Below are 8,144 nucleotides of genomic sequence, written 5' to 3' on the forward strand. Positions count from 1 at the left end.
CTCCTACAGGATTAATTATAATCTCCGCCATGTCGACTGACCTCCTTGCCAAGGCCTGCCACGACACCAACCGTCTCGCGCAGGATGCCGAGCGCTGGCTCGGCGACGCCGCCAACGCAGCCACCGTCGGCCGTGAGCGGGACGACCTCGTCCGCTCTACGCGCAAGATCGCCCATCGGGCCGAACGCCTCGGCCGGGCAGCGCAGCGACCGATGTGCGTCGGCGTGTTCGGCCCGAGCCAGGCTGGGAAATCCTACCTCGTGGAGGTCCTGGCCCGCCCCGAAAACGGTTCTCTGCGGGCCCGTTTCGACGGAATCGCGCCGGTCGACTTCCTCGCCGAGATCAATCCGATCGGCGAGAAGGAAGCGACCGGGCTCGTCACGCGCTTCAGCGCCCAGGAGGGTGGGACACCGACTCCGCCCGGCGCTCCGGTACGCCTTCGGGTGCTGACGGAGAGCGATCTGATCAAGGTTCTCTGCAACAGCTTCCTGCACGACGGCGATGCCACGAAGGAACATCCGCCGCAGGCCGAGGAGATCGATGCGCTCTTGGCCGAGTTGCGGACCCGGACCCGCACCGGGGGTGCACGCTTCACGGGTGCCGAAGTCGACGACCTGAGGGACTATCTTCTCGACCAGGCGCGCGGCAGCCGCGCCCTGGAGGCGCTGGCACGCTACTGGGACGAGGCACGCACACTCGCCCCGGGCCTCGACCTGGAGGGACGCGCGCGCCTGTTCGCGCCGCTCTGGGGCGGCCATGCGGCGTTCACCCGGCTCTACCGGGACTTCACGGAGGCCCTCGAACGCCTCGGGCATCCCGACGAGATCTTTGCGCCGATCGGCGCCCTGGTGCCGCGGGAAGGCAGTATCCTCGATGTCGCCACCCTGGCGGGCCTCGGGGCCTCCGGGGGCGCCGACACGCTGCTCGTCTACGGCGCTTCCGGAACGCCGGTCTCCCTGCCGCGCGCCACCGTAGCGGCCATCACGGCGGAGTTGCGGATCGACATCGCGGATGCACCGCGATCCTTCCTTCGTGAGGCGGACCTCCTCGACTTCCCCGGCGCGCGCAGCCGTCAGAAGGTCGATCTGGCCCATTTCTTGGCGGAGCACCCCGACTCCCTGAAAGAGACCTTCCTGCGCGGCAAGGTCGCCTACCTGTTCGATCGCTACGTGGCCGAGCAGGAACTGACGACGATGCTGCTCTGCATCAGGCCGTCGAACCAGGAGGTCGTGACGCTGCCGGATCTGGTGGAGCGCTGGATCACCCAGACTCACGGCGCCAGCCCCGAGGCGCGGATCGCCCTGCCGAACCTGCTCTTCCTGGTGATGACCTGGTTCGACAGTCACTTCGTCGACAAGGCGGGGGATGCCGGACAGGATGCCGGTTTGCGGTTCCGCAACCGGATCGAGGCATCGCTCCTGGGGTTCTTCGGCAAGGCCCATACCTGGCCTCGGCAGTGGACGCCGGGGGCGCCGTTCCGCAACGCGTTCTGGTTCCGGAACCCGAATTACCCGGCCGAATCCGTGATCCGATACGAGGGGCGGCGCGAGATCGGGTTCCTGCCGGAGAAGCAGGAGCGGATCGCCGAACTGCGCCGCGGCTTCGTGTCCCTGCCCGAGGCCGCCGCGCATTTTCAGGATCCTGCCCGCGCCTTCGACGAGGCGTTGCGCCTCAACGACGGAGGCGTCAGCTACCTCGTCGAGAATCTGGCTCGCGTCTGCCGGCCTGAGCTGAAGGCCGCCCAGATTGCCTCGCGGCTCGATGGACTGCGGGCTGAGCTTCGGGAGCGGCTCGGGCGTTTCCACGTGGCCCTCGACATCGAGACCCGCTTGGCCGAGCGCCGCGAGGCTGCCGGCCATGTCTTCGACGCCCTCGACGCGACCGTAGCGGCCGGCGGCTTCGGTTCGCTGCTGCGCGAACTCCTGATCGATGTGGGCACCCTGACCGAAGCCCTCCATGGGGCGAGTCAGTCGATATCCGGGGCACCGGCCGAGAGCGCTTCGCCGGCGGCACCTGCTCGCATCGCGCGTCCCGGTGCGATCGCCCGCCCCGGTGCGCCGAGCCCTGGGGGTGGAGTCCCGAGCGCCCGATCACCGGTGGGACCCGGCGCGTCCGATCGTGAGCGTGGCTTGGCCCGGGCCGCGGTTACCGCCTGGATCGGCTCCATGCGCCGGCGGATCGAGGCCGACGGGTTCACACACCGCTTCCAGCTTCCAGTCGACGTGATGGAGATCATCGTCGGCGAGATGATCACCCTGGCTCGCCGTGCGGATGTGGAGGCCGCCATCGCAGCCGATCTGCGGGCCCTCGCGACCGTGGAGCGTGCAGAGCAGTCGACGGCGAAGCTCGCACTGATCGCGGCCACGCGCCTGAACCGCTTGAGCGGCGATCTCGGCTTCGGTTTGGTCCCCCCAGCCGGCGAACGGCCCTCGATCCAGGATGAGGCGGGCGACCGCATCGCGTTCGAGGCCCGGCCGGTCACCTTCGATGCCCGGTCGATCGGCCCCACTCCGGCAGCCTTCGGCCACACCTACACGACCGACTGGTTCCACGGCTTCTACCGGGTCGTGGAGGACAACGCGAAGAGTGCGGCCGGGGTCACCATCGACCTCGAGCAGAACGGCAGGCTGGGCGCGATCCTGACGGGCCTGCAAGGGCGTTCGGCCGCCTAGCTCACGGACCTCGAGCCCCGCTGCTCACAGACGCCTCAGACGACTTGCCTGGACACAACCATGACCCTTCGCATCACAGAGGACGAGGACGAGATCGGCGGCCACGCCCTCATCGATCTCGGGCAGCGCGCCGCCTCGCCGCTGCTGTCGTTCCGGCGCCAGGACACCGAGCCGAGGCATCTCGGCACCGAGGGATGGCAGCCGGAGATTGCGTGGCTCGCCCCGCTCTCCATGACCGAGCATGACGGCCGCACCGTAGCCCGCTTCGGCCCCTCGGTGGTCGATCGCATCGAGGAACTCGTTCCGATCGAGATCGTCGGCCAGGACGGCACCTCATTCGGGGTCGTGTCCTGGCCGTTCATCACGCCGGCACCCGCCGGCTCCGGCATGCTCGCCGCTTCCCCGATCCCCGCCCCCAGCCTGACCCAGACCGCGCCCTCTCAGGAAACGCTCGCCGGTGAACCCGGTGACGGTCTCGCCCCGCTCCAGGATTTGGAAACGTCCCCGGCCGAGCCTGAGCCGCCCCGCCGGGCCAGCGTGCGCGACGGGCTTGTCCTTCCCGAAGTGCCTCGAGAGGCGCCGCGCCGGATCTGGCCGGCGCTCGTATTCCTGGTTCTGTTCGCCGGGGCCGGGATCGGCACGTACCTGTACCAGGACCTGCTCAAGGCTGTCCTGGCCGGCCACCCGACTGCGCCGGCGGACACACCGGCGCAGCCCGAAGCACGGACGCCGCCCGCTGCGGAGGCGCCACGTCTGAGTGCTGCCGAACTACGCCAACGGCACGGACGCCTCCTGGATGAACGCGCGACAGGCAGCGCGTTTCTGGCGCTCGGCGGCACAGCGATCGAGGCTCAGCAGGGAGGGGCCGCCTTCAGGGCCTTCGAGGAGGCCGATCCCGCCGCCAGCGCGGATGCTGCCTGGCAGATGGCGCGCTTCTACGATCCCCGGACCACCGACACCACGTATCGCGACGCCGCTCAGCCCGACGTCTCCCGCGCCGCCTATTACTACGCGCTCTGGCGCAACCGCTCGCCCCGGCACACCGACGCGCTCCGAAGCCTGTGCGACGCCAACACGGAACTCGTCGGCCGCGACGAGCGACTGCGCGCGATCTGCCTTCCATGACGCTTTCCAAGAGTCTTCCCATGGCCCTCTCCACTTCACGACCGGTCCGGCTCCGGGCCACGGCGCGCGCGGCTGCGCTGCTCACGGGCCTGTCTCTCGCCCTGAATGCCTTCGTGCACATCCCGTCCGCTCGCGCGGCCGCGCCAGGGCTCGCCGTTCAGGCGGCGACGGGCAGGAGCAGCGTCCTGTCCGGTCCGCGCATCGCGCTCCTGATCGTGCCCCAGGCAACGAATGCCGGGAGTCGAGCGGCGACGGCCCATGCCGACGAGGAAGCCTATCGCAAGCGTCTGCGCGAAATCGGGTTCGACGTCTGGACCTTCGGACCCGCGGACCGGCCGGAACTCGAGCGCGGATTGCGCGAAGCCGCAGCGCGGCTCCCGGAGGGGGCCCAGGTCGCGGTGATCGCGCTCGGCCCGAGTGTCGGTGGCGAGGACGACGTGTTCCTGATGCCGCAGGGGGCTGCAGGCGACCTCACGCAGCGACCGGCCTTCATCGAGAGCGAGGGCGTACGCCTCGGCGATCTGCTCCGACGCCTGTCACGCCGTCAGCCGCGCGACCTCGTCGCCGTCGTCGACGAGTGTCAGCCGGTTGCAGGAGGCCGCTGCGACTTCGACGCTGCCGCAGGGTCCTCGGGCGCCAGCGTCATCGGCGGTCAGCGTCTCGGACGCCGGGCGCCGGGCGCAGTGCCCTTGGCGGGACGCGCGTCCCTGCGCGACATTCTGCTTGGCGCGATGGCGCAGGAGGGACAGAACTTCCTGCAATCCTACGAATTCCTGCAACGCGGCCTCGGCGGCAGCGATCTCGAGCCGAGGGCGAGCGGCGCGCTCACCACCGCCTTCTCTTTCCTGCCCCAGGGCTTCTTCGCGGGCATGACGACACCCTGCAACAAGGTCGACCCGAACGCCGAGCCCGCAGCGCTGCGCTCCATCGCCCTCGATCCGCTGATCCGCGAATGCGAGGCGGTCACCGCCGCCTATCCCTATGCGCGCGCTTTCGCCGACAGGCTCCAGGCCGGCCGCGAGCAGCGCGCGTTTCAGAAGGCCGTGGCATCCTGCGACGACCGCCTCAGCGCGTCGAGCTACGGCAGCGCCTATCCGGCCGGGCGCTTCCGCGGCATCGTCGAGAACCACGTCGTGGAATGCGACCGCCTGCGTGACCGGCAGCAAAGCGAGGCCCAACGCCAACGGGACGCCGACGCTCAGCGCCAGCGTGAGGCCGATGAGCGGCGGCGCTGGGAGGAGCAGGCGCGACTGGAGCGTGAACGAGCGGACCGCTTTCGCCTCGAACAGGAGAGCCAGCGCGAGCGCGAGCGCGAAGCCCTCCGGCAGCGCGAGGCGGAGGCGCAGCGACAGCGGGAGGCGGAAGCCCAGCGGCTGCGAGAGGAGGCGCAACGGCAGCGGTCGACGGCCCGGAGCGCGTCCGGCTGGACACTGAACTACGCGACAAATCTGCTTGAGATCAAAGCGCTGGCCGATGATCATTTCGACGCTCAGAAGCAGTCGTACAGCACGGTCTGGCAATCCCGGCTGCATGGCGAGCAGGTCGCCATCTATGTGCAGGTCAGCCCGAACGAGCGCTGCGGCGACGCGCGCCAGTACATGAGCGAACAGATCGCTCCACGCCGGACGCAGGTCTCCCGCTCGCAGGAGATCACGACTGCGCCCGGACGGTCCGGTTACATTCTCGAAGGGCGGGGTACGGCGCGCGGACAAGGGGCTTTCGACGATCGCAGCTATCTCGACTTCGTCTCGATTCGCCGCGATGACCGCAGCACGATCACGCATATCGGCGGCCGTTTTCCCTCCGAGCACAGCGAAACGTATCGCGCCGAGTTGCTCAAGATGATGAACTCCATGCAATTGCCGAACAGTGACATGTTCACGAACCGGTGCCGGTGAAGACAACGGGTCGAGGACGTCTGATCATGCCGGGAAAGCGAATGCCGCCACGCCCCCGCACCGTTTCCAGCACCTGCGCGAATCCGAGGCAGTGTCGGCGAAACCGGTTTCCAGGAGCCGCCCGTCAGCTCACCGCGCTCCTCGTTCTGGCGGCATGCCTGACGCCAGGATCAGGCGCTCTGGCCGATCCCGGGCAGGATTGTAGAACCGGCGCGGCGGAAGCTCGGGTGACCGGCTGTTCGGCTCTGCTGGCGGAAGCGCGTACGCCTCGACAGCGCGCGATCGCCCTCGATGGGCGCTGCAAGGCCAACAACGATCGTCTCGCCTTCGCGGCGGCGCTCGCCGACTGCACCAGCGCGATCCGGGCCGATGACGATTACCCTTACAGTTTCGCCAATCGTGGCATCGCGCAGGCCGGCCTGAACAACCATGCGGCGGCCATCGTCGACTTCACGCAGGCCCACACCATGCGGCCGACCTTCATCTATCCGCTGATGAACCGCGCCAAGTCGCAGACGCAACTCGGCAACCTCCTCCTGGCGTCGCGCGACTACGACGAAGTCCTTCGCCTGAAGCCCGACAACGAGGAGGCGAAGCTTGCCAAAGCGGCGCTCTTCGCGCCCGCCATCGCCGGGGCGTCGCCGACGGGTGCCAACACCCTGTGCGGGAGCGTCGGCTGTAACTGAACGCCCGTGTCGGTCGATATGCCGGCCTATCGCCTGGGTGGCAGACCTGACCGTCGGGTGTTCGCGCGAGACGGCGCATCGCTGTCCGACCCGGGGGGTATTCCCAAGACCGGATGGCGAGCGGCACAGCTTATCGGCAGGTCACGTGCACGGTGTAGGCCTTGGCCTGCTCGGCGACGGTCGCCGGATCCAGCGGAGTCGGATTCTTGGTGCCGCTCCCTGTGACGATCCCGTTCGAGTCGAGGAAATTCAGCGCAATCGTCGACTTGATGGCGAAGTTCACGTTTTGCGGGATGTCGTTGTTGGCCTTCGCGACCGTCATTGCGTTGAGCTTCGAGGCGATGACGCCGACCACGGCGCCGTACTGGTCGATCAGAGGCCCGCCGCTGTTGCCGGGCTGAACGGGCGTCGAGATCTGCAGCATGCGGGTGTCATCGCCGAGGCCCGCGGCAGCGGTGATGTTGCCGACCGTGAAGTTCCCGGAGGCTGCCAGGAGGTCGGGAAGTGGAAAGCCATAGGCATAGACGCTCTCGCCGACCCTCGGTTTGAGCGACAGGGCCGGAACCACGGGATTCTCGAAGCCGGTGCTCAGCACCGCGAGATCGTTCTGGACATCGGTGGCGACGAGCCGCGCCCGCAGGGACGGCAGACCGAACTTGGCGATATTGATTTCCGTGCAGCCATTGATGACATGGTTGTTGGTCAGCACGTGTCCGGCCTCCGACACGAAGAAGCCGGTTCCGGAGGACCCGCTGTCCCGCCTCGGCGTAACGCCCGCGTCGGGGTTCGCCTTGTTCCTGGATGGCGCCGTTTCCGCTTTCGCTTCGACGATGGCTTTCTGGCAATCGATCATCGCGCTGATCGCATCCGAGGATCCCGACAACGAGAGTTGCGCGATCGACTTGCGCTCGAACAGCACTTCGATCCCACCGGCACGGGCGATGTCGAGCACGAAGCTCTTCTTGAGCCCGGATGCCATGAGACCACGATCCGTACCGCGTTCGATCCCGGAGAACTGGCCCTTCCAGCGTCCCCGTCCGGTGAGCATCATGAGTTGATAGAGGCGATCGGGTTCGATTGACCGCCACTTGGGATTGGTAAAGGCCAGGAATGCCTCGTCCTTCTCTCCGTTGAACCCCATCCAGACCGTCGTCTGGTCCTCGTAGGTCGCAGCGGCCAGGCAGCCGTCGGTCGATCGGCTCATCCCGATCGACCAGCCCGATACCTTCCCAATCGTCTTGTCCACGCTGAGGACAGGAGCAGCGGTGGCCTCTCGCGGTGCGGGAAACGCAGCCGCGAGGGCCATCACGACGATCAAGAACGGACGCGAGACAAGACTCATGACAGTAATAACCTTCCCGGTGGTCTCAGCGACCGCTGACGGGAATCGGTCGAGCGGTGCTCGATCCTGCGAACGGATCGGACACGGTGCTGATGGCTGCGCCGCCTTGCAGTGGCGCGGCTTTCCGACGAACAGGGGCGGCAGCGACGTGCCGGCGGGACGGACGGTTCCGATAGACGATGACGCGTTGCGTCCGCGGAGCTTGGTATGCGTGTCGCGGTGCAGCCGCCATGGCGCCCAGAGCAAAGCCGATGGCTCCGCCGGCGAGCCCGTCCAACGGGCCCGCCGACGCGCGCGGCACCGGTGCGGTGCAACTGATGAGAGCCGCCGCGACGGCGCTGAGAACATATTTTGAAGCGTTCACCGAAAGCATCCCGATCGAAGGAAAGCTCAGAGTCTTACGAGCGGCCTAGTACGCTAG

The 8,144-nt window shown here is 67.9% G+C and carries 5 protein-coding genes; 4 read left to right on the forward strand and 1 reads right to left on the reverse strand.

Annotated features, from left to right (window positions below):
• Positions 1 to 29 precede the first annotated feature (29 nt).
• The 4 genes from E4V01_RS21480 to E4V01_RS21495 all read left to right on the forward strand — a co-directional run bounded on the left by E4V01_RS21480 (position 30) and on the right by E4V01_RS21495 (position 6,381).
• Positions 30 to 2,672 (forward strand): virulence factor SrfC family protein, encoded by a 2,643-nt coding sequence (locus E4V01_RS21480; protein WP_135299754.1) that lies wholly within the window; start codon positions 30 to 32, stop codon positions 2,670 to 2,672.
• A 60-nt stretch (positions 2,673 to 2,732) separates the two neighbouring features.
• Positions 2,733 to 3,797: a hypothetical protein gene (locus tag E4V01_RS21485; protein WP_135299755.1), complete on the forward strand. Its 1,065-nt coding sequence runs from the start codon at positions 2,733 to 2,735 to the stop codon at positions 3,795 to 3,797.
• Between the two features lie 398 nt (positions 3,798 to 4,195).
• Positions 4,196 to 5,695: an MAP7 domain-containing protein gene (locus E4V01_RS21490; RefSeq protein ID WP_193763264.1), complete on the forward strand. Its 1,500-nt coding sequence runs from the start codon at positions 4,196 to 4,198 to the stop codon at positions 5,693 to 5,695.
• Positions 5,696 to 5,922: 227 nt separating this feature from the next.
• Entirely contained in the window at positions 5,923 to 6,381 is a 459-nt protein-coding gene (locus E4V01_RS21495; RefSeq protein WP_245435919.1) for a hypothetical protein, read from the forward strand.
• A gap of 130 nt (positions 6,382 to 6,511) precedes the next feature.
• On the opposite strand, the gene E4V01_RS21500 is transcribed toward E4V01_RS21495, so the two are convergent.
• A complete protein-coding gene (locus E4V01_RS21500) occupies positions 6,512 to 7,723 on the reverse strand; it encodes a S1C family serine protease (RefSeq protein WP_135299756.1) in 1,212 nt (403 codons plus the stop codon).
• Positions 7,724 to 8,144: the final 421 nt, after the last annotated feature.

Origin of the sequence: Methylorubrum sp. Q1 (assembly GCF_004683995.1) — a bacterium.
Classification (GTDB): domain Bacteria; phylum Pseudomonadota; class Alphaproteobacteria; order Rhizobiales; family Beijerinckiaceae; genus Methylobacterium.

Bases quoted from the DNA above. Each gene is read 5' to 3' on its own strand.
- E4V01_RS21500 (WP_135299756.1), bottom strand. From the start codon at position 7,723: ATGAGTCTTGTCTCGCGTCCGTTCTTGATCGTCGTGATGGCCCTCGCG.
- E4V01_RS21480 (WP_135299754.1), top strand. From the start codon at position 30: ATGTCGACTGACCTCCTTGCCAAGGCCTGCCACGACACCAACCGTCTC.
- E4V01_RS21485 (WP_135299755.1), top strand. From the start codon at position 2,733: ATGACCCTTCGCATCACAGAGGACGAGGACGAGATCGGCGGCCACGCC.